23 protein-coding genes are annotated in these 18,874 nt (G+C 68.5%); 5 read left to right on the top strand and 18 right to left on the bottom strand.

The annotated features are described in order from the left end of the window. The first annotated feature begins 173 nt into the window (after positions 1-173). A complete protein-coding gene (locus VGR67_02635; GenBank protein HEV8335297.1) occupies positions 174-848 on the top strand; it encodes an HAD family hydrolase in 675 nt (224 codons plus the stop codon). Here VGR67_02635 and folB read toward each other — a convergent pair. The 9 genes from folB to VGR67_02590 form a co-directional block, all read right to left on the bottom strand. Next, the gene (gene folB / locus VGR67_02630) at positions 845-1,210 is read right to left on the bottom strand and encodes a dihydroneopterin aldolase (protein HEV8335296.1); all 366 of its coding nucleotides are present in this window, start codon (positions 1,208-1,210) and stop codon (positions 845-847) included. The two genes, VGR67_02635 and folB, sit on opposite strands and share 4 nt — an antisense overlap. A 13-nt stretch (positions 1,211-1,223) precedes the next feature. Then, the gene (locus VGR67_02625; GenBank protein ID HEV8335295.1) at positions 1,224-1,526 is read right to left on the bottom strand and encodes a hypothetical protein; all 303 of its coding nucleotides are present in this window, start codon (positions 1,524-1,526) and stop codon (positions 1,224-1,226) included. A 43-nt stretch (positions 1,527-1,569) separates the two neighbouring features. Further along, complete coding sequence (locus VGR67_02620; GenBank protein HEV8335294.1) at positions 1,570-2,739, bottom strand: threonine synthase; 1,170 nt, start codon at positions 2,737-2,739, stop codon at positions 1,570-1,572. A 22-nt stretch (positions 2,740-2,761) separates the two neighbouring features. Further along, positions 2,762-3,844, bottom strand: a complete 1,083-nt coding sequence (locus VGR67_02615; GenBank protein HEV8335293.1) for a hypothetical protein — start codon at positions 3,842-3,844, stop codon at positions 2,762-2,764. A gap of 8 nt (positions 3,845-3,852) precedes the next feature. Next, positions 3,853-5,079 (bottom strand): tyrosine--tRNA ligase, encoded by a 1,227-nt coding sequence (gene tyrS / locus VGR67_02610; protein HEV8335292.1) that lies wholly within the window; start codon positions 5,077-5,079, stop codon positions 3,853-3,855. Continuing rightward, a complete protein-coding gene (gene radC / locus VGR67_02605; GenBank protein ID HEV8335291.1) occupies positions 5,076-5,783 on the bottom strand; it encodes a DNA repair protein RadC in 708 nt (235 codons plus the stop codon). Before radC ends, tyrS begins: the two co-directional genes overlap by 4 nt. 137 nt (positions 5,784-5,920) lie before the next feature. Continuing rightward, positions 5,921-6,550 (bottom strand): phosphoribosylglycinamide formyltransferase, encoded by a 630-nt coding sequence (gene purN, locus VGR67_02600; GenBank protein HEV8335290.1) that lies wholly within the window; start codon positions 6,548-6,550, stop codon positions 5,921-5,923. After that, positions 6,547-7,641 carry a phosphoribosylformylglycinamidine cyclo-ligase gene (gene purM, locus VGR67_02595; protein HEV8335289.1) on the bottom strand — a complete coding sequence of 365 codons (1,095 nt, stop codon included), beginning with the start codon at positions 7,639-7,641 and terminating at the stop codon, positions 6,547-6,549. Before purM ends, purN begins: the two co-directional genes overlap by 4 nt. 117 nt (positions 7,642-7,758) lie before the next feature. Further along, on the bottom strand, positions 7,759-7,980 hold the full coding sequence (locus VGR67_02590; GenBank protein ID HEV8335288.1) for a hypothetical protein: 222 nt from the start codon (positions 7,978-7,980) through the stop codon (positions 7,759-7,761). A 180-nt stretch (positions 7,981-8,160) separates the two neighbouring features. Here VGR67_02590 and VGR67_02585 point away from each other — a divergent pair, with 180 nt between their 5' ends. Continuing rightward, positions 8,161-9,285, top strand: coding sequence for a mechanosensitive ion channel family protein (locus VGR67_02585; GenBank protein HEV8335287.1), 1,125 nt, complete (start codon positions 8,161-8,163; stop codon positions 9,283-9,285). 22 nt (positions 9,286-9,307) lie between these two features. Here the strand turns inward: VGR67_02585 and VGR67_02580 are convergent, their stop codons facing one another. The 3 genes from VGR67_02580 to VGR67_02570 all read right to left on the bottom strand — a co-directional run bounded on the left by VGR67_02580 (position 9,308) and on the right by VGR67_02570 (position 11,811). Then, a complete protein-coding gene (locus VGR67_02580) occupies positions 9,308-10,489 on the bottom strand; it encodes an FAD-dependent oxidoreductase (GenBank protein ID HEV8335286.1) in 1,182 nt (393 codons plus the stop codon). Continuing rightward, positions 10,486-10,842, bottom strand: a complete 357-nt coding sequence (locus VGR67_02575; GenBank protein ID HEV8335285.1) for a hypothetical protein — start codon at positions 10,840-10,842, stop codon at positions 10,486-10,488. Before VGR67_02575 ends, VGR67_02580 begins: the two co-directional genes overlap by 4 nt. Before the next feature lie 99 nt (positions 10,843-10,941). Continuing rightward, complete coding sequence (locus tag VGR67_02570) at positions 10,942-11,811, bottom strand: fatty acid desaturase (protein ID HEV8335284.1); 870 nt, start codon at positions 11,809-11,811, stop codon at positions 10,942-10,944. Between the two features lie 199 nt (positions 11,812-12,010). Here VGR67_02570 and VGR67_02565 point away from each other — a divergent pair, with 199 nt between their 5' ends. Genes VGR67_02565 through VGR67_02555 form a run of 3 tightly spaced genes read left to right on the top strand, consistent with a single transcriptional unit; the run spans position 12,011 to position 12,985 of the window. Next, complete coding sequence (locus VGR67_02565; protein ID HEV8335283.1) at positions 12,011-12,283, top strand: hypothetical protein; 273 nt, start codon at positions 12,011-12,013, stop codon at positions 12,281-12,283. A 4-nt stretch (positions 12,284-12,287) separates the two neighbouring features. Continuing rightward, the gene (locus tag VGR67_02560) at positions 12,288-12,707 is read left to right on the top strand and encodes a phage holin family protein (protein HEV8335282.1); all 420 of its coding nucleotides are present in this window, start codon (positions 12,288-12,290) and stop codon (positions 12,705-12,707) included. Beyond that, positions 12,704-12,985, top strand: coding sequence for a hypothetical protein (locus tag VGR67_02555; GenBank protein ID HEV8335281.1), 282 nt, complete (start codon positions 12,704-12,706; stop codon positions 12,983-12,985). Before VGR67_02560 ends, VGR67_02555 begins: the two co-directional genes overlap by 4 nt. On the opposite strand, the gene VGR67_02550 is transcribed toward VGR67_02555, so the two are convergent. The 6 genes from VGR67_02550 to VGR67_02525 all read right to left on the bottom strand — a co-directional run bounded on the left by VGR67_02550 (position 12,969) and on the right by VGR67_02525 (position 18,841). Next, positions 12,969-13,508 carry a TlpA disulfide reductase family protein gene (locus VGR67_02550; protein HEV8335280.1) on the bottom strand — a complete coding sequence of 180 codons (540 nt, stop codon included), beginning with the start codon at positions 13,506-13,508 and terminating at the stop codon, positions 12,969-12,971. The two genes, VGR67_02555 and VGR67_02550, sit on opposite strands and share 17 nt — an antisense overlap. An 8-nt stretch (positions 13,509-13,516) precedes the next feature. Beyond that, positions 13,517-14,512: a hypothetical protein gene (locus tag VGR67_02545; protein HEV8335279.1), complete on the bottom strand. Its 996-nt coding sequence runs from the start codon at positions 14,510-14,512 to the stop codon at positions 13,517-13,519. A gap of 102 nt (positions 14,513-14,614) precedes the next feature. Continuing rightward, positions 14,615-14,983, bottom strand: a complete 369-nt coding sequence (locus VGR67_02540; protein HEV8335278.1) for a hypothetical protein — start codon at positions 14,981-14,983, stop codon at positions 14,615-14,617. Positions 14,984-14,991: 8 nt separating this feature from the next. After that, positions 14,992-16,416: an amidophosphoribosyltransferase gene (gene purF / locus VGR67_02535; GenBank protein ID HEV8335277.1), complete on the bottom strand. Its 1,425-nt coding sequence runs from the start codon at positions 16,414-16,416 to the stop codon at positions 14,992-14,994. Positions 16,417-16,424: 8 nt separating this feature from the next. Continuing rightward, positions 16,425-18,662, bottom strand: a complete 2,238-nt coding sequence (gene purL, locus VGR67_02530; GenBank protein HEV8335276.1) for a phosphoribosylformylglycinamidine synthase subunit PurL — start codon at positions 18,660-18,662, stop codon at positions 16,425-16,427. Continuing rightward, positions 18,659-18,841 carry an SEC-C metal-binding domain-containing protein gene (locus tag VGR67_02525; GenBank protein ID HEV8335275.1) on the bottom strand — a complete coding sequence of 61 codons (183 nt, stop codon included), beginning with the start codon at positions 18,839-18,841 and terminating at the stop codon, positions 18,659-18,661. The genes purL and VGR67_02525 overlap by 4 nt, the downstream gene beginning before the upstream one ends. Positions 18,842-18,874 lie beyond the last annotated feature (33 nt).

The raw sequence follows: 18,874 nt of genomic DNA, 5'->3' as shown, positions 1-18,874 counted from the left end.
GGAGGCGGACGCTGGCGACGCGGGCTTGGGCTCGGGAGAATCGGCGAGCAGGCAGGGCGGAAGACTTGCCAGGAGGATCAGCAGCGCAAGGCGGGCGGGATGAACGTCGACTCGGCGGATGATCCTGGCACCTCCAGCGACAGGCGGCGGAATCTTAGCATAGAATCGATCGCATGCCTTCTCCGGCGCCGCGACGCATCCGCGGGATCGTCTTCGATCTTTGGAACACGCTGGTCTACAACGAGCACCGCCCGAATCCGATCGTCGCAATCGGCCGCGCCTTCGGCTTGGCGGAGGCGCCCCGCTGGACCAAGGCGATCGAGCGGGGGATGATGCTGCGGCCGATGTCGGGGATCGAGGAGGGAATCGCGTCCCTGTCGCGCCAGTTCGGCGTGACCCTTCGCGGAGAGGTCCTGGAGGACCTGGTGCGCCTTTGGCGGGAGGCCTGCCTGCAGACCCGCATGTTTCCGGACGTCCCGGAGGCCTTTCGGCGCCTGGCGGTCCGTTTCCCCCTCGGGCTGCTCTCCAACACCCAGTCCTTCGACCTGAATTTTCTGGAGGACCCCCCTTTCCCGGCGGCCGCCGCGCGCCTCCTCTCCTGCCACGAGGGGCTTCTCAAGCCCGACCCCGCGCTCTTCGTGCGGATGGCGAAGCGGCTTGGCCTCGAGCCGCCGGAAATCCTGATGGTCGGAGACAACCTGCGCGACGACGTCCTCGGCGCGGAAGCGGCCGGCATGCAGGGAGTGCTGATTCGCCGCCACGAGGCTCCCCTCTCGTTCCAGGAGCGTCACCCCGATCGCACGCCGATTCCGTCGCTGGCGCCGCTGCTCGAAGACTTGGGAGTCTAGAGATCGGCGCGCCGGCGGCGCATCTCGACGCCGACCGATTGGACGATGCCGTCCAGGACCGGCGTCTCCTTGTGCAGGCGGATGAAGACCTCGTCGACCGGGAATTGCTGGAGGATCGTCGTGACGATCCGGCCGGCGAGCGCCTCGATGAGGCGGTAGGACTCCCCCCGGCCGATCTCCTGGATCACCTGGTGGACTTTGCGGTAATCGACGGTGTCGCCGATCCGGTCGGAGGCGAGGGCCCGCGAAATATCGTAGGTCATCTCCACGTCCACCGAGTAGCGGCCGCCGACCTCCCTCTCCATCCGGGTGAGGCCGTGGAAGCCGTGGAAGCGGACCCCGTGCAGAACGATTCGGTCCATGCTGCCGGTCCTCTCAGCGTCCCTTGACATGGCCTTGAAACGCCTCGCGGATCGCCTGGTCGAGCTTGCTCCCCGCGGTGGGAGTGCAGGCGCAGTGCCCGCCGCGGCTCACGGCGACGTGGCCGCGCCGCGAGCACGCCCCGTCGCAGCCGCCGCAGAGATGATCGGTGCATACCCAGCGCAGGACCTTGGGCGTCTCCAATCCGCGGCTGCGCGGCGCGGGCGGCGCGTTGCCGGGCGTTTGCGCCATCACCCCGGCGAGCGAAACGAGCGTCACGGCCATCAGCACGATGCCACAAAGACCCCGGGCGCGCATGAATGAGATCCTCCGTATCTCCGGGCGGGCTTGCACAGGCCGATCATGCTCCGCGATCGCCCGCGCCGGTGTCAAGATACTTCAATCCGGTACCGGTGTTGAAAAGGACGACCCGATCGTCGCGCCGGATCCGACCCGCCACGGCCATCTTCGCCAGGGCCGCCCACGTCGCGCCTCCCTCCGGGCAGGCGAGAATCCCTTCGAGCCTCGCCATCTTCTCCGCGCCGGCGGCGATCTCCTCTTCCGTGACGGACAGGGCGAGCCCGCCGGTCCGCCGGATCGCCTGCAGAATCAGAAAGTCTCCGAGCGGGGCCGGCACGCGCAATCCCCAGGCGGAAGTGCGCGGATCCTCCCAGGCTTCGGCCGTTTCCTCCCCGCGCTCGAAAGCCCGCACGATCGGAGCACATCCCGCCGCCTGGACCGCCGCCATCCGGGGCCGCGCCGCGCCGATCCAGCCGAGCGATTCCATCTCGTCGAACGCCTTCATCATCCCGATCAGCCCCGTTCCTCCGCCGGTGGGATACAGGATCCAATCGGGCAGCTTCCAGTCCAGCTGCTCCGCAATCTCGAAGCCCATCGTCTTCTTCCCTTCGAGGCGGTAAGGCTCCTTCAGCGTCGAGAGGTCGAACCAGCCCTCCGCCTCAAGGCGAGGGCGCATCGCCCGCGCGCAGTCCCGGATCGTCCCCGCGATCGGGTGCACCGCCGCGCCGTAGCCCGCCGCTTCCCGGAAGAAGAGAGGCGGCGTATCGCGGGGCAGGAAGACGTGGACCGGAATCCCGGCCGCCGCCCCGTAGGCGGCCAAGGCCGATCCGGCGTTTCCCGCGGAAGGCATCGCCAGCGCCCCGATCCCGAGCCGCCGGGCCGCGGCGACGGCGACGGCGAGCCCGCGCGCCTTGAAGGAGCCCGTCGCATTCAGCCCCTCCTCCTTGATCCAGACGCGGCGCAGCCCGAGGCTCTCCGCCAGCCGGGGCGCCGCGAGCAGGGGCGTCCCCCCTTCTCCCAGCGTGAGCGGCGGCGCGTCGGGAAGAAGCTCGCGATACTTCCACACGCCGCCGGCACGGCGCGCCACGGCGTCCCGGGAGACGGCGCCCGGGGACAGGCGATAGCGGACCAACAGCGGCGCGCCGCATGGGCACAGGCCGGCGGGCGCTTCCGCGGACGTCCTCCGGCGGCAGCGGGAGCATTCCAGGTGGTCGGCCAGTGAGGCGCTCATCGAGTTCCCGGGCCTCCGCGGCTCACAAGGGGGCGTGCGGCCGGGCGGGAAGGTCCGTCTGGCGGTACCACCGTCCGAGGACCTGCTCCGCCGGCTTCCCCTGCGGAGTGAAATTGTTGTCGCTCGCGCTGCGCGTCCGGTCGTAGAGGGGGAACCACTTCCAGATGAACGTTCCGCGGAACCAGAGCTTGCCCCACACCGAGCGGAACATCGCCTCGTAGCAGCGCGCCTGCTCCTCCAGATCGACGGGGTCTTCCGTCCTCCAGAGCCAGGGTTGGATCGAGGCCCGCTCCGAGCTCTTGTATCCCACCTCGGTGAAGACGATGGGGCGGCGGATCCTTCCCGCGACCCTCTCCAGCATCTCGACGTGCGGGCGCCACCCCGCGAGCAGCTCCAGCATCGACGGCCGCGCCCGATCGGTGAGGGGAAAGTAGGCCTGGACTCCCGCGAAATCGAGCGCGTCCCAGAACGGCAGACCCTCGAACTCGTGATCCCAGTTCGCCGTGTAGGTGAGGCGGCCCGAATAAACGCGGCGGACCCGGGCGATCAGCGCGCGCCATTCCTTCTCGTGCCCGAGCGTCGTCCCCTGGAGCTCCGTGCCCACGGCGAGAGCCTCGATCCGGTGCTTCTCCGCGAGCTCGGCGTAATGCAGGAGGAACGCGAGGTAGGAGTCGAACCATCGCTTCCAGTCGGCCTCGGTCTTCATCCGGATCTCCCCGCTCCAGGCCGCCTCGTGCCATCCGCCGATCCAGACGTGCGGCTTCAGGAGCGTGCGGATCCCGAACTTCTTCGCGAGGCGCGCCGTCTCGGCGATCCCTTCATCCGTCTCCCCCCAGTAGATGTCGCCGCGCGTCGCCAGATCGATCCGCGGAGAGTCGAGAGTGCTGGCGTAGCCGAACGGGGTCTGCGAGATCCATTCCACGTTGTTCTCCAACAGCGGAGCGAACGCCGCCTGGCCGATCGGCCCTCCGGCCACGAAGCATGCGCCCCGCATCCGGCCGTCGCGGGAGAAGAGATCGGTCACCTTGCCGGAAGGGAAGCCCGCCACGCCGGCCACCAGGACCACGGCGAGAGTCAAGAGCGCGCGGGGAGCGGCCGGCCTCACCGCCACGCCTAGCGGAAAAGGACCCGGACGAACCGGCGCTTCCCGACCTTGATGAGGTGCTCGGCGGGAGAGACGGCGCGCAGCTCGGTCGCGGAGGCTTCGACGCGGGCGCCGTCGAGGCTGACGCCTCCCTGCTGAATCAAGCGGGTCGCCTCGGCGTTCGACTTCGCCAGGTTCAAGGAGACGAGGAGCTTGGGAAGCCAGATCGGCTCCGGAGCGCACGGCAGGACCACTTCCTCCACGGCGTCCGGGGACTGACGTGCCACGAAGATCCTCTCGAATTCCGCCTCGGCGGCCTCCGCCTCGGGAGCCGAGTGGAAATCGGCGATGATCCGCTTGGCCAGATCCGCCTTGGCGCGCTTCGGGTGGACCGCCCCCGATTCGACCTGGCGCTTGAGGCGGGCGATGTCGGCGAGGGAGAAGTCGGTGCACAGCTCGTAGTAGCGCCACATGAGATCGTCGCTGACGGAAAGGATCTTCCCGAACATCTCGCGCGGCGGCTCGTCGATGCCGACGTAGTTTCCCAGGGACTTACTCATCTTCTCGACGCCGTCCAGCCCTTCCAGGAGCGGCATCGTGAGCACGACCTGCGGCTCCATCCCGAACTCGCGCATGATCTCCCGGCCGACGAGAAGGTTGAACTTCTGGTCGGTCCCACCCATCTCGACGTCGGCTTGGAGGGCCACCGAATCGTACGCCTGGGCGAGCGGGTAGAGGAACTCGTGAAGGCCGATCGGCTGATTCGCCTTGAACCGGCGCGTGAAGTCGTCCCGCTCGAGGATCCGGGCGACGGTGTACCTTGAGGCGAGGCGGACCCACTCCTCCGACTTCAGCGCCCCGAGCCAGCGGCTGTTGAAGTCGACGACGGTCTTCTCCGGATGGAGGATCTTGAAGACCTGCCGCCGGTAGGTCTCGGCATTGCGATCGATCTCCTCGCGGCTGAGGACGGGCCGGGTTTTCGAGACGCCCGTCGGATCGCCGATGAGGCCGGTGAAGTCCCCGATGAGGAACACGACCTCGTGTCCCAGCTCCTGGAAGTGCTTCATCTTCCGAATCACCACCGTGTGCCCGAGGTGGATGTCGGGAGCCGACGGATCGAATCCCACCTTGACGCGCAGCGGCTTTCCGTCGCGTCGCGAGCGCTCCAGCTTCGCCTTCAGCTCGTCCAGGCGGATGATCTCCGACGCCCCCTTGCGGAGGATTTCGAGCTGCTCGTCGGCGCCGGGGAAGCTCACAGGACGCCCCGCTCCTTGAGACTCACGAACCCTCGGGGGCTCACGATCAGGTGATCGGTCAGACCGACGCCGATGAGCTCGCCGGCGCGGGCGATGCTCCGCGTGAAATCGAGGTCGTCCCGGCTGGGCTCCAGGGATCCGCTCGGATGGTTGTGGACCAGGACGAACGCCAGGGCCGAATGGAGGATCGCCGGCTGGAGAATCTCGCGCGGGTGGGTCCGCGTCGTGTTCAGGGCGCCGATCGAGATCGTCTCGCGCAAGATCAGGTGGTTCTGCGCGTCGAGGTAAAGGGCCACGAGGTGCTCCTTGCGGGCGCGCTTGAGGTCCCGCACCAGGTCGTAGGCCTCGCGCGGGGAGGAGACGCGAAACTCCGCCTCGGGCCTCACGAGGATCCTCCGGGCGAGCTCGAACGCCGCGGTCATCTGGCAGGCCTTCACGACGCCGACGCCCCGGCTGCGGCGCCACCCCTGCAGATCGAGGCCCGGAAGCGCCTCGGCGCCGTGACGCCGCATGAGATCTTCGGCGACGCGCAGCACGTTCTCGCCTTCGACGCCGTTTCCGAGGACCACGGCCAGCAGCTCGGTGTTGGTCAGCGCCCGCGGGCCGTACTTGAGCATCTTTTCACGCGGCCGGGCGATGGGCGGTCCGATGTCCTGGAGGCGGGTCGGTCGAGGCGGGACGGCGGCGGGCTGGAGCGGATCCATGGCGTACCTCCGAAGGCCCTCCGCCCGGTCCCTGGCGGGCGAGCAATTCGCGTGCCCCGGCACGGCCCCTGACCTCCTTCCGCGATGTCACGCTGCCGCACGATCCTCCGTCCGGCCGTCCGCCCCCAGACGCAGGCTCATGCCGGCGGCGCGGGGGGGAGGATGCGCACTTTGCGCCCCTCCAGGCGGAGCCGGTCCTGGAAAAACAGGCGCACCGCCTCCGGATAGATCCGATGCTCCTCCTTCAAGATCCTCTCGGAGAGGATCTCGGGAGTGTCTTCGGGCTCGACGGGGACGGCGGCCTGCAGCACGATCGGGCCGGTGTCGACGCCGGCGTCGACGAAGTGGACGGTCGCCCCGGTGAGCCGGACGCCGTGCTCCAGCGCCCGCCTCTGGGCGTCGAGCCCCGGGAACGACGGAAGCAAGGCGGGATGCACGTTCAGGATGCGGCCGGCGTAGGCCCTCAAGAGGACCGGCGTGAGGAGCCTCATGTAGCCGGCCAGGCAGACGAGATCCACGCGGCGCTCTTCCAGCGCCGCGACGATCCGCCGGTCGTGCTCCTCGCGGCTTCCCGCCTCGCGATGATCCAGCACGATCACCTCCACACCGCGCGATCGCGCCGCGGAGATTCCGGGGGCGTCCGGCTCGTTGCTGATCACGATCGCGACGACCGCGGGAATCCGGCGCTCCTCCGCCGCCCGCAGAATCGACAGCATGTTGGAGCCGCGGCCCGAGATCAGGACGCCAATCCGGCCGTCGGGCTTCACGAAGTCTCCCCTTCGTAGACCACTCTCCGGCTGCCGCGGACGATGCGGCCCAGCGCCACGACGCGCTCTCCTTTCGCGGCGAGCCGCCGCCGCACCGCCTCCGACTTCCCTTTCGCGGTCACCAGCACCATGCCGACGCCGAGATTGAAGGTGCGGCGCATCTCCGCCGCCGGGATCCGGCCGCCTTCCCGAATCATCCGAAAGATCGCCGGGGGGGTCCAGGCCCCCAGGTCGACCACCGCGTCGCAAGAATGCGGCAGGATCCGGGGAAGATTGTCGGTGAAGCCTCCCCCCGTGATGTGGGCCATCGCCTTGATCGCTCCGCCGCGCAGCAGGGGCTTGAGCAGGGCGAGATAGGAGCGGTGGGGCTCCAGAAGCTCCTCGCCCAGCGGACGCCCCAGCTCCGGAACGTAGGCATCGACGCCGAGACCCATCGTCTCGAACAGCACCTTGCGGGCCAGCGAAAAACCGTTGGTGTGCAGCCCCGAGGAGGCCAGGCCCAGGAGCGCGTCCCCCGGACGAATCCGGGAACCGTCCAGGATGGCGTCCCGCTCGACGATTCCGACGATGCATCCCGCCAGATCGTATTCCCCGTCCGCGTAGAATCCCGGCATCTCCGCGGTCTCGCCGCCGATGAGGGCGCAGCCGTTGTCCCTGCAGGCGGCGGCGATGCCGGCGACCACCGACTCGAGCACCTCGCCTTCGACCTTCCCGGTCGCCAGGTAGTCGAGAAAGAAGAGGGGCGCGGCACCCTGCACGAGGATGTCGTTGACGCAGTGGTTCACCAGGTCCCGCCCGACGGTGCCGTGCCGCCCGGTCAGGAAAGCGATCCGGAGCTTCGTTCCCACGCCGTCGATGCTGCTGACCAGGACCGGGCGGCGCGCCCGCTCGGCGGCGAGGTCGTAAAGACCGCCGAACGATCCGATCTCGTTGAGCACGGCCCGGGAGAAAGTCGTCCGGGCCAGGGTGGAGAAGCGGGAGATGGCCGACATCTTGGCGTCGATGTCGACGCCCGCGTCGCGATACGAGAGGCCCCGGCGGGGCGGCGGCCTTTTGGTCCGCGGCGTGGAACGGCTGGAAGCTCCGGGCACGGGATTCCTGTCCAGGAGGGCGCTTGGCGCGCCCGGGGGCGCTGGAAAGGCGGGATTATGGCACAGCGATTTCCGCTCTGTCAAAACTATCCGCTTGCAGGAACAAGGGATAGGGACCTACGCGACGAATGACGCCGGGGCCCGCATCCGCGACGCGGCGCCCCCCGCCTGGCGGAGCTGCGGATCGACCGCGGGCGCGGGCGGAATCTGGATCTCGAGGAGGGCCAGGATTCTTTCTCCCCTTTCTTCGGCCGCCTCGGCCGGAGGCCGCCGCCCGGCTTCTCCCGCGCGGCGTCCCTCCGCCCGGGGAGGCACGCACGCGGTGTCATGGATCGACATCAGCTTTCCCTTTCCACCTGGTCCGCGCCCGCCGCTCGACGGCCGGGAGGAGAAGCTCGGGAACGGACCTCACTGTTCCCTACGGATCCTACCTCCGTAAGTTCCGGCGGGCGAGACCCTCGCGCTGCGGCAGCACCGCGTGGTGGCTTCACCGCCGCCACTTCGATAGACTGAGCGGCCATGAATCTCCTCCTGAGTCTCCCGGCCCACGAGCTGCTGCTCTCTCCGTGGTTCCTCGGCCCGGCGGTCTTCGTCCTCTGGATGTTTCTCTTCTACCTGTTCAAGGTGATCGTCCTGCGCGGCCTGCAGCGCATGGCCGCGCGAACGCCCTGGAGCTGGGACGTCGTCGTGATCGCCGCGCTCTCCACGCCGCTTCTCGTCGCCGTCGCGGCGGGCGGGCTGGTCGTCCTCGGAAGGATCCTGCCCCTGCCGCCGGAAGGAGATCGCGCGTTCGACGTGATGTTCGACGCCGCCCTGGCCGTGGCGCTCGTCCTCTTCGTGGATCGCCTGTGCCGGGGAGCCTTGGATCGGCTCGCGTCGAGGACGCCGGTTTTTCAGGGGACGAGGGATCTCGTCCAGGGAATCGTCCGCGGGATCATCGTCGCGCTCGGGCTCTTGATTTTTCTGGACAGCATCGGGATCTCGATCACTCCCCTGCTCGCCTCGCTGGGGATCGGCAGCCTGGCCGTGGCCCTGGCGCTCAAGGACACGCTGGCGAACCTCTTCGCCGGGATCCACATGATCGTCGACAAGCCGATCGAGCCGGGTCACTTCGTGCGGCTCGAAGGAGGGCAGGAAGGGCGCGTCGAGCGGGTCAGCTGGCGAAGCACGCGGATTCGCCAGCCGCAGAACGATCTGGTGGTCGTCCCGAACTCGCGCCTGGCGGAGAGCGTGATCACGAACCTCAGCCTGCCGCGGCCCGAAATCGAGATTCCCGTGACGCTGGCGGTCCATTACGACAGCGATCTGGCGGCGGTCGAGCGCCTGACTCTGGAGGTCGCGCGGGAGACCCTCCGATCGGTCGACGGAGGCGCGCGGGAGAAGGATCCGAGAATCCGCTACGACGCCTTCGGCGAGTCGGGCGTGGCCCTGCGCGTCGTCCTCACGGCATCGAGCTTCGAAGCCGGTCCGCTGCTCCGGCATGAATTCATCAAGCGGCTGCATCGCCGCTATCGGGAGGAAGGGATCGTGATCCCTTACCCGACGCGGACCATCGACCTCGTTCCGGATCGCCCCGAGGAGGCGTCGAGGCCGCCGGGACGGGGCCACGGCGCCGGTGCGGACGGAGCTGCGGAGGAGGCTTGAGGAACCGGCCGGCGGGCCAGGCTCAGCCGTGCCAGCGCGACTCTTCCTGGCCCCGCGTCACCGAGAGCTCGGGACGCCACCGGAAGCGCCGCAGGTTCGGCGAGGGCTTCTCCTCCACGACGTCGGCGATGATCCGCCCCAGCACCGGGGCGAACTTGAAGGCGTGGCCGCTGTCGCCCGAGGCGACCACCAGGCCCGGCCGCATGGGATCGCCGTCGATCCAGAAATGCTCGTCCCGCGTGTCGCAGTAGAAGCACAGCCGCTTCTCGATGATCGGCAGCGGCGCCAGCGTCGGGAAGGTCTCGTCCAGGAACCGGCGCACCGCGGACTCCTCCTCCGCGCTCACGTCCCGCGAGCCGTTTGGGTCCAGGACGCGGCCCGGATCGTGGCGGGCGATCTTGACGAGCCCGTCCCGGTTCAACGGAAAGCCGTACCAGCCGGTGCGCGAGATATCGGCGGTGAAGACCGGGAAGAGCCGAGGATCGTAGAGCCGCGTGTTGGGCGGCTTGAAATGGAAAATGGGGTGCGCCGACGGGCGCAGGTGGCCGGCCAGGCCGGGGATCAGGTCGGCCGTCCAAGCCCCGGCTGCGACGATCACTCGGTCGGCGGTGAGTCGCTCGCCCTCTCCGGTCACCACTCCCGTCACCCGTCCTCCCGCCTCCAGGAGGCCGGCGCAGCGAATCTCCGGCCGGACCTCCACTCCCTCGAGGCGCCCCCATTGGAGGATTTTCTCCATCACTCTGCCGCTTTCGGCGTAACCTCCTTCGGGATGGTAGAAGCCGTCCACGTAGGGCTGCGCCCTCCAGCCGGGAAAGCGGCGGCGCAGGTCGGCCTGAGTCACTCGCAGAGGGCGCCTTCCCCGCTTCTCCAGGATCCGGAAGCTCTCGAGCTCGAATTCACCCGGAAGCATCGGGGTGCGCGTCATCATCAGGACCCCGGTCTCGTGAAAGAGCGGCTCGGGCCACCGGCCGTTCCACTCCCTCCAGATCGGAATCGCCTCCTCCATCAGCTCCGTGTAGAACTCGTCGGCGCCGTAAGCCAGCCGGACCACCTTGCTGATGTCGGTCGAGGCGGCGCGCGGATGCGGCAGCGGTCCCGGATCGAGCAGCAGCGTCTGCCAGCCGCGCCGGCACAGCTCCAGGGCGGCGGTGGCGCCGAAGACGCCCGCTCCCACGACGATCGCCTTGCCGCGTTTCGAGCTCATCCCCGGCATCCTCGATCGGGCGAGCCGAGCGACGAGGCGATGAACACGTCCATTTTGACTTGATAGGCCTTCGGACTGATCCGGAAGAGATCGGTGTGCCCCGCTCTCTGAGCCACCCATAGCGTCGCGGGATAGAAAGCTTCGCGGAACAGGCCCTCCACCTGACCCGGACTCAGGTAGGGATCCCTTCCTCCGAATCCGAGCAGGACGGGACCGCGGGCTTGGCGGATGGCTTCCACGGGCGCGAGATCCTCCGGATGAGCGTCGAGACGAAGCGGGATCGGCGTCCTTCTATTCTGGTTCAGGGCGATGGTGGTCGCAAGCCACACGCCGACCGCCGCCAGAAACGGCACGAGGGCGGCCGCGGCGGCGATCCGCGAGGAATTCCGGCGCGAGCGCGCCGGACCCCGGCGTGGAGGTTCGTCCGCCGGAAAAGGCCCGGCCCTCGGGCGTCAGGAGCGGGGGGATCCCTCGTCGGAGTAGACGTGCGAGACGAGGCCGAGACTCCGCAGCAGGCAGATGGTGTACCAGCCCATGTCGATCTGGTACCAGGCCCGGCCGAACCGCGCGGTCCGGGGGAGCGAGTGGTGGTTCTTGTGCCAGTTCTCGCCCCAGGCCGTCAGCTGGAAGGGCCCCAGCCACCAGATGTTCTGACTGGAATCCTCGCCCTCGACGTTGCGCTTCGGAGAAAGGTGCAGCAGGCTGTTCACGAAGCACTGCATGTGCAGGGAATAGACGAGACGGATGGGGCCGATCCAGAAGAGGCCCGCGCCGCCCAGGAGGGCCCCTCCGAACAGGCTCACCAGGAGCACGGGAAGCTGGAGGTAGTTCCAAATCCAGTAGCGCTTCTTGTCGAGGTCCTTGCACCATCGCTCCACGTCGCCGGCGGGCCACTGGTACAGCCAGCGCAGGTGCGCCCACCAGAACCCGCCGTAGCGCGGGCTGCTCACGTCCTCCACCGTGTCGGCAGTCGAGTGATGGGCCCGGTGATTCGCGGACCACGAAAGCGGCGCTCCGGAGCCGTTGGCCACGGCGAAGAAGATCAAGATCTGCTCGAGGATCGGATTCATGCGCAGGGTCTTGTGGGCGAGATACCGGTGATAGCAGACGGTGACCCCGGCCCCGCCGAGCAGGACGGCACCCAGCGCGACGAGAAATACCTTCCACCCTGGGATGGGGAACAGAATCAATCCCGCAAGGGCTAGAGCGTGGATCGTCACCAGGTGGATCAGCACCCCGAGATTACCCTTGCAGGGCTTCCACCAACCCCGTTCCCAGGGACGAACCTCGGAGATCCGTTTGCGGGCGGGGACAAGATTCACGCTTGCTCCTTCACTGGGTTCTTGCGGTTCATGACCTGTCGGGGCCGACGAATGCCACGGGGCCGGATCGGGGACTTGGAGCATCGCCTTTCGACCGGACGGAAAGGCCAGTCATTTTACCACGCCCTTGGGTCCCCGGACCTCTCCCGCCCTGATCTATAATTTGGTCGCCATCGCCAGCCGGCGCAAGGAGGAAGCCATGTCCGATGCAGAAAACGCGGGGGGGAGCCGGTCCGCTTCGACCGGGGGACGGAGCGCCGCAGATCGATTTTCGACGATCGAAGGCGCCGCCGGAGAGAAGCTTCGCGAGATCGTGGATTCTTCGCGCGACAAGCTCGAGGCTCTCAAGAGGAAGAGTCTCGAGGACGTCTATCACGACGCCCGGGCGTACATCCGGGAGAATCCCGGAAAGACGCTCCTGGGCGCCCTGGCCGCCGGATTCCTGCTCGGGAAGATCCTGCGGCGGAGGTAGCGTCTTGCCCGAGGCCGACGCCGGAAAACTGCCGCCCCCGCCGCCGCCCGAAGCGCAGCGGCTCTCCGTCTTCTCCCGTCTCCTCGAGAGCCTGTCTTCGCTGCTCTCCGGGAAGCTGCGGCTCGCCCAGATGGAGATGGCGCGGGATTTGGCGGAGCTTCGGGTGGCCGCGATCCTCCTGGCCGGCCTGGCGGTCGCCTTGCTTCTGGCCTTGATCTTCACCGGCGCCGGTGCGGCGCTGTTCCTCGGCCGTCTTCTCGACTCCCCCGCCGCCGGCTTCCTCCTGGTGGCGGGATTCTGCCTCGTCGCCGGGCTTCTTCTCCTGGGCGCCGGGTGGAGGCGGCTGCGCCGGCTGCGCGATTTCCTGGCGGAGACGCGGGCCGATCTCAAGCGGGATGCCGAGTGGCTCGAGCGGCTGCGATGAGCGATCCGGAGATCGAGGCCTGTCTCTCCGGGATCGCGCGGGCCCGGGAGGATCTCGAGCAAGCGCTCCAGGAACTGAAATCGGGCGGCAGCCTCCCTTCGCTGGATTGGCGTGTCTGGTTCGAGCGGCATCCCCTGGGCTGCACGGCGGCGGCCCTGGCGATCGGATTCCTGCTCTCCCAGCCGTCCCGGAAGGAAGGCCGGCCGACGCTCCTGGACGATCTCGGCCGCGCCGGAATCGAAGCTGCCCTGCCGGCGCTCCTCAAGTTCCTGGTTTGATCGGCCCGCCTCCCGGTGCCACTCTTTCGAGCAGGGGTTTCAGAGTTCGGCGGAATTCCTCGCGATCGAGGCTGCCCATCGAAATCTCCCTCACGATCCTGCCCGAGGCGTCCACGATCACCGTCGAAGGCAGCCCCGCCACTCCGTAGGCTCTCGCCACCTTGCCCCGCGCATCGAGGAGCACGTCAAGGCTGAGTTGCCGCGAGCGCAGGTAGCGCGAGACTTTTCTCGCCGGCTCGCCGAGATTGACGGCCAGGACCGTCACGCGCCGCGGATCACTCTCGCGGGCCAGCTGCGAGAGAAGCGGCATCTCCTCGACACAGTGGGGGCACCAGGTCGCCCAGAAATGGAGGACCACGATCCGACCTCGCAGCGAGGAGAGCCGGGTGGCCGCTCCCTGGGGGCTCTTGAGCTCGAAATCGGGGGCGAGGCTGCCCGGCTGCGGCCCCACGCCGGCGATCGCAAGGAACGAGGCCGCCAGGAGCGCCGCGCCGATCCCCGTCAGCCTCCGGCCGATTCTCATGACGCCTCCTAGAACGTCCCCGTCAGTCCGACGGCCAGCGCCGTGCGGGGCACGAGTTGCGACTCGTTGACTTTCTGGTAGACCGGCACCGCCACGTGGGCGTAGAAGCCGATTCCGGAGGAGCCGAAAATCGTGATTCCCGGAGTCAACGCAATCTGCCTCGAGCCCGTGCCGTCCACGACCTGGCCCCGGTAGGAATCGTGGGGCGCCCCCTGTCCGTTGAGCTGGAGGCTGAGGACCAGGCGCGATCCCGGGCTGAAGCGGACCCCGGCATTGGCCAGAGTCTGGCTTCCGAAACGATAGTCGAGGGAGTTCTCGCCGCGGAGCTGGTACGTTCCCGACAGGAAATACTCCCACCGATTCGGAATCCACTGGTGGACATAGTGCAGCGTCCCAAGGTAGTCGGTCGCCCCCGAGCCGGGCTGGATGCCGGGCTCGTTGATGCTCCCCTCCCCGTCGCGAAGCTTGTACGCTCCGGTGGGGACCTTGATCCCGGCTCCCGCGATCAGCAGGTTTTGCGTCCCCGCAATCAGGGCGTAGCGCCCCAGGACCCGCACGTCTCCGAAACCGCTGGTTCCGTCGGCATTGGTGAAGTGCTCCTCAGGCGTCCCGACTTCGTCGAAGTGCTCGTGCCGCTTCTCGACGTAGAGCGGCAGGACCACCGACACGGTGGAGCGTTTCGTCACGCCGACGTTCAGCCCGGCTTCGCCGAGAAGGTTGAGGGTCGAAATTTCGCGATGGTGATCCGGCTCGATGGTCCGGTTCTCAAAATCGATCTTCGGGACCAGGACTTCGTCCACGCTTCGGCTGCCGCGCAGCATGCGGTCCTGGGGAAGGTATTTGAACGACAGGTCGAGTGTCACCTGCCCGGGGGAGTTGAGCCCCTCCTGGGTCCCGGTGACGAGAAAGCAGTTGGCCGAGCCGCAGCTTGCCTCGCAGGGCGAGACAGCGGCCGACACGAGCGCCGCCGCGACGGCGGCGCAGAGAATCCGCCGGAGGTTCATGTCTGGCTCCTTCCTGAGCTTCTCGTGGAATTGAGGCGGCCAACGACCGTCCTGCCGGGACCTCTTCGCTCGCCGGCGGAATCGATCGGATGGCGCGGCGCTTCAGACCAGGAGATCGCGGGGAGGAGGCGTGGCCGGAGGCTTCGCCGGAGGAGTGGCGTCGCTCGGCCCCGGCGCGGCCGCGAGCCTGCCGGAGAGGCCCGGATCGGGGCACGCCGGCGCCGGCGCGAGCCGCGCCGGCCGTATCTCAGGAAGGGTCGAGTCGCGGCTTTCGGCCGCGCACGAGGAGATCCGGCATCCGGCCTCGGCCGGCCGCGCGGACCCGGCGGCCATCCGCGGACAGCAGCGCGCTTGCCCCCCGGCCCGGCAGCAGGCGCGCGCCGCGCAGCCCCGGCAGAAGGAGCCGGCGCCGGCGGGCAGCATCTGCAGCCCGAGGGCGGCGAGCAGCAGCAGGGAGACTCGGAGCTTCATCGGGGAGGCTACCGGGCCGGTTTTCCGGCGGCCTTCAGGGACGGCTTCGCCTCGCGCGGAATGGGGACGGGGTAGTTCCCCGTGTAGCAGGCGTCGCAAAAATCGGCCTTCAGATCGCCGACCGCGCGGTACATCCCGTCCCGGCTGAGATAGCCGAGGGAGTCCGCCTGGATGAACTTGCCGATCTCCTCGACCGAGTGGCTCGAGGCGATCAGCTCCGAGCGCCGGGGCGTGTCGATCCCGTAATGGCAGGGGCCGGTCGTCGGCGGGCAGGAGATCCGGACGTGGATCTCCTTGGCCCCCGCCGCCCGGACCATCGCGACGATCTTCCGGCTCGTCGTGCCCCGCACGATGCTGTCGTCGACCAGCACCACGCGCCGGCCGGCGATGATGTTCCGGACGGTGTTGAGCTTCAGCTTGACGCCGAAATGGCGGATCGACTGGCGGGGCTCGATGAAGGTCCGTCCCACGTAATGGTTGCGCACCAGGCCGAATTCGAACGGCAGCCCCGACTCCTCCGCGTATCCGAGCGCCGCCGACACTCCCGAGTCGGGCACCGGCACGACGAGATCCGCGGCCGCGGGCTGCTCGCGGGCCAGCTCACGGCCCAGGCGCTTGCGCACCACGTTGACGCTGCGCCCGTAGAGCAGGCTGTCGGGCCGCGCGAAATAGACGTATTCGAAAATGCACGGCGACGGCGCCACCGCCGGAAAAGGATGATAGGAGGCGGTCCCGTCTTCCGTGACCACCAGCATTTCGCCCGGCTGGAGATCCCGGACGAACTCGGCGTCGATCAGGTCCAGGGCGCACGACTCGGAGGTGACGAGCGTCGCGGAGCCGAGCCGCCCCAGCGACAGCGGGCGGAATCCGCGCGGATCCCGTACGGCGACCATCTTCCCGGGAAACAGGAAGACGAGCGAGTAGGCCCCTTCCACCTGCTGCAGGGCGTCGACGATCGCCTCCTCGAGGTTCTCACGGGGGGAGCGCGCGATCAGATGGAGGATGATCTCGGTGTCGGAGGTCGTCTGGAAGATGGAGCCCGATTTTTCCAGGTCGGAGCGCATACGCGCGGCGTTGACGAGGTTGCCGTTGTGGCCGATGGCCATCTCGCCGCGCCCGCCCTCGATCCGGAGAGGCTGTGCGTTGACGAGCTTGCTCTCCCCCGCGGTCGAATAGCGGACGTGGCCGATCGCCATGGTCCCGGCCAGGCGCTCGAGGTTCGACTTGGAGAAGACCTTGCCGACGTGGCCCATGCCCCGCTCGGCGAACAGGCGCGCTCCGTCGGAGGAGACGATGCCCGCCGACTCCTGCCCGCGGTGTTGCAGCGCGTGGAGCCCGAGGTAGGTGAGGTGGGCGGCCTCCGGATGCCCGAACACGCCGAACACGCCGCATTGATCGTGATAACGGTCGTCGTCGAACCAGACTTTTTTCATCCCGGTCATTATAGCATCCACCCCGGAAGGGCCTCGTTCCACGGTTTCAGCAGATCCGCCACGGCGACCTGGAGCAACGTCTCCTTGCCCGCCGTGATCTTCAGCCGGCTTCCTCCGACGCTTCCCAGGATGCTGTAAGGCACCTCGCGCTCGGCGAAGATCTTCTCGGCGCGCCCCAGGCCGGTTCGCGGCAGGGAGAGGAGTATCCGGGACTGGGTCTCGCCGAACAGCAGCGCGTCGGCGCGCCCGGGCGCCGGCAGGGCCACCTCGGCGCCGAAGCCCCCGGCCGGATGGAAGCAGCATTCCGCCAGCGCCACCGCCAGCCCTCCCTCGGCGCAGTCGTGGGCCGAGGTCGCCAGCCCCTCGCCGATCGTCTCGATGCAGGCCAATTGGACCGCCTCCTCGCGGGCCAGATCCAGCTTCGGCGGAACCCCGGCCTCGATCTGATGGATCTGGGACAGATACTCGGATCCCCCCAGCTCCTCTCCGTGCTCTCCGAGGAGCACGATCAGATCCCCTTCCCTCTGGAAGAACGACTGGGTGGTCACGCGCACGTCGTCGATGACGCCCACCATGCCGATCGTCGGCGTCGGGGGGATCCCCTTCCCGTCGGTCTCGTTGTAGAACGAGACGTTGCCGCTCACCACCGGAATGTCCAACGTGCGGCAGGCCTCGGCGATCCCGTCCACCGCTTCGGAGAACTGCCACATCACCTCGGGGCGCTCGGGGTTGCCGAAGTTCAGGCAGTCGGTGAGCGCCTGGGGCACGGCGCCTGAGCAGGCGAGATTCCGGGCGGCTTCGGCCACCGCGATCCGCGCCCCGGCGCGGGGATCGAGATAGCAATACCGGCTGTTGCAATCGGTGGTCAGGGCCAGGGCGTGATGCGACCCCTTGATGCGGATGACGGCCGCGTCCGACCCGGGGCGCACGACGGTGTTGGTGCGGACCATGTGGTCGTACTGGCGGTAGACCCACTCCCGGCTGCAGAGATTCAACGATCCCATCATCGTCTTCAGCGCCTTGGCCGGGTTGGCGACGTCCTTGATCCGGGAGAGATCGAGGTGGGCGGCCGAATCCTGCCAGGAAGGGCGCTCCTGCGGCCGCCGCAGGACCGGGGCGCCGTCCGCGATCGGCTTCACGGGGAGGTCCGCGGCGACCTTCCCCTGCGACAGAACGCGCAGCCTGCCGCTCCCGGTCACCTCGCCCACCGGCACTCCCTCCAGATCCCATTTCCGGAAGATCTCGCGGACCTTCTCCTCGGTTCCCCGGCGCGCCACCAGCAGCATCCGCTCCTGGGACTCGGAGAGCATCAGCTCGTAGGGGCTCATCCCCGCCTCGCGGCGCGGCACCCGATCCAGGTTCAGGTCGATTCCGGTGCCGCCCCGGCCCGCCATCTCCACGGAGGAGGAGGTCAGGCCGGCGGCGCCCATGTCCTGGATTCCGATGATGTAGTCGGTCTTCATCAGCTCCAGGCAGGCTTCGAGCAGGAGCTTCTCGGAGAAGGGGTCGCCGACCTGGACCGTCGGGCGCTTCGATTCCGAGCCGGCCTCGAAGGCGGCCGATGCCAGGAGGCTGGCGCCGTGAATCCCGTCGCGGCCGGTCCGCGAGCCGACGTAGAAGACGGCGTTTCCGGGGCCGCGGGCCTGGCCGCGGAAGATGCGGCTCGCATGGGCGATCCCGAGATTCATCACGTTGACCAGGATGTTCCCGTTGTAGCCGGGGTGAAACGCGAGCTCCCCTCCCACCGTCGGGACGCCGATGCAGTTCCCGTAACCCGCGATCCCCGCCACCACTCCGCCGAGGAGGTGCCTGGTCCGCGGATGGTCCGGGGCGCCGAAGCGCAGCGAGTTCAGGGAGGCGGTGGGCCGGGCCCCCATCGTGAAGATGTCGCGGAGGATCCCGCCGACGCCGGTCGCCGCCCCCTGATACGGCTCGACGTAGGAGGGGTGATTGTGGCTCTCCATCTTGAAGACCGCCGCCAGCCCTCCGCCGATGTCGATGACCCCGGCGTTCTCCCCGGGCCCCTGCAGGACCTGCTCTCCGGAGGTGGGCAAGCGGCGCAGGTGGAACCGGGACGACTTGTACGAACAGTGCTCCGACCACATCACGGAAAAGATCCCGAGCTCGGTGTAGCTCGGGGCCCGCCCCAGGATCGACCGCACCTTTTGGTACTCCTCGGAGGTGAGGCCGTGGGCGGCGGCCAGCTCCGGCGTGACTTCGGGCTCCGGCGCCGGGAAGTCGATCATTTCGGATTCTTGAGCTGGCGGGCGAATCCCGCCTCGCGCCGGCGGGACATCTCCCGATCGTAATGGCAGCTCTTGAACTTCTTGCCGCTGCCGCAAGGGCACGGGTCGTTGCGGCCGGCCTCCGAGAAATCGGTCCGCGGCTTGGCCGCGAGCATCTTCTTGATCGTCTTGATGACCAACCTTCCTCCCCAGCCCGGCGGCGTCAGGCCGCC

The sequence above is a fragment of the Candidatus Polarisedimenticolia bacterium genome, assembly GCA_036004685.1.
Taxonomy (GTDB): Bacteria; Acidobacteriota; Polarisedimenticolia; order Gp22-AA2; family AA152; genus DASYRE01.
The sequence above is the reverse complement of the archived record's forward strand: the minus strand, read 5'-3'. Positions and strand labels throughout refer to the sequence as shown.